Source organism: Mesorhizobium sp. M4A.F.Ca.ET.050.02.1.1 (assembly GCF_003997725.1).
Lineage (GTDB): Bacteria > Pseudomonadota > Alphaproteobacteria > Rhizobiales > Rhizobiaceae > Mesorhizobium.
In genome coordinates this window covers 1-1820 of sequence record NZ_RZSG01001025.1, presented here as the reverse complement: position 1 = coordinate 1820, position 1820 = coordinate 1, and the positions used below count along the sequence as shown (strand labels likewise).

2 protein-coding genes are annotated in these 1820 nt (G+C 62.4%); one reads left to right on the top strand and one right to left on the bottom strand.

Going from position 1 to position 1820, the window contains the following annotated elements; all coding sequences use genetic code 11:
- Positions 1-250: 250 nt before the first annotated feature.
- Entirely contained in the window at positions 251-769 is a 519-nt protein-coding gene (locus tag EOA33_RS34510) for a GcrA family cell cycle regulator (RefSeq protein WP_126056595.1), read from the top strand.
- 105 nt (positions 770-874) lie between these two features.
- Here EOA33_RS34510 and EOA33_RS34505 read toward each other — a convergent pair.
- Positions 875-1820 (bottom strand): magnesium and cobalt transport protein CorA (locus EOA33_RS34505; protein ID WP_145989476.1); only part of this gene is annotated, 946 nt, incomplete at its 5' end.

The following is a 1820-nucleotide window of genomic DNA, read 5'->3' as shown; positions in this document are numbered from 1 at the left end:
CGCGCGGCATGCCCCTGACGAGACGCCGGTTCATAAGCGGCCGGCAAGTTGGGGAAAACCGGAAAAACCGATTCGTGTTGCCCCGGGGACTCTTGTCACCGAGTCAGCGCATGAGGTATTTGTAGTTGAGAAATAACTAGATTTCGTGCGGCGGACCTAATCACCCGATATATGTGGTGTTGTCTGCCCGGCGGGAGCCGGGACGGGAAGGGATTCCGATCGCCGCACGCCTCAGCAGGAGCGCGGTCTCATGAACTGGACTGACGAGCGGGTAGAACTTCTCAGGAAACTGTGGTCGGAAGGGCTGAGCGCCAGCCAGATTGCGGCACAGCTGGGAGGCGTCAGCCGCAACGCGGTCATCGGCAAGGTGCATCGCCTGAAGCTGTCGGGCCGCGGCCGCGCGACGGCCAGCCCGGCTCGCCAGAAGAAAACCGTGCAGGGATCGTCCATCCAGAAATCGGTATCGCGCGCCGCGACCGCCACGCGCCATGTCACCACCTCGATCGGCGCGACCGCGCTCCAGGCTCAGTTCGACGCCGAGCCTGTGGCGCGCCACTATATCCGCCCGGTGGAAAACGTCGTCGTGCCGATCTCGCGGCATCTGCAGCTGGTCGAGCTGACCGAGCGCACCTGCAAATGGCCGAATGGCGACCCGCTGTCGGAAGACTTCAACTTCTGCGGCAACGACGCCGCCGAGACCGGCCCGTACTGCAAATACCACTCTCGCGTCGCGTTCCAGCCGGCGGCGGAGCGGCGCAGAAGCCGCTGAGCAATAGCGAATAGCGAATAGGAACGGCTTGGCTTCTTGTGACAGGGAGCAAGCCGTTTTTGGTGTTCTCTATTCGCTACTTTCTATTCGCTGTTCGCTCTCCCTTCACAGCCATCCATTCTTCCTGAACCGCCAGTACAGGAACGAGCAGATCAGCGCGATCGCAACCAGCACGGTCGGGTAGCCATACTCCATATGCAGTTCCGGCATGTCGTTGAAATTCATGCCGTAGATGCCGGCGAAGGCCGTCGGCACCGCCAGGATGGCGGCCCAGGAGGCGAGTTTTTTCGAGATCGCGGTTTCCTGACTCTGGCCGACCAGAAGACTGGCTTCGAACGCGAAAGCCAGCACCTCGCGCAGGCTGTCGATCTTTTCCTGGACCGTGCGGATATGGTCGGTCACGTCGCGGAACAGCGGGTGCATCGAAGCATTGATCTGCGGCAGGTCGGCGCTGGTCAGCCGGCGGCAGACCTCGACCAGCGGCAGAGCCGCGTTGCGCAGCCGCAGGAGATCGCGGCGCAGCATATAGAGCCGCTCGATGTCGGAGCCGGTCATCGGCCTGAGCAGGACCTTGTCCTCGATCGCCTCGACCTCGTCCTCGATCTGCTCCAGAACCGGCATGTAGTTGTCGACGATGAAGTCGAGAATGGCATAGAGGACGAAGTCCTCGCCCTTGGCGAGCGAATGCGGGCAGGTTTCCCAATGCTGACGGACCGCGGCATAGGATGTCGACGGTCCATGCCTGACGCTGACGATGTAGCCGGCGCCGACGAACAAATGCGTCTCGCCGAAGGTGACGCGGCCGTCGATCAGCTGGGCGGTGCGCGCGACGATGAACAGGGCATCGCCATATTGCTCGATCTTCGGCCGCTGGTGCGGATGCTCGGCATCCTCGATCGCCAGATCGTGCAGATGGAATTGCGCCTGTACGCGCAGCAAAAGATTGCGGTCCGGCTCCAGAAGTCCGATCCAGACGACATGGTCAGGCTTCTTGGCCCAGTCACCGGCCTCCTCGATCGGAATGTCGGCGATGCGGCGGCCGGCCGTATAG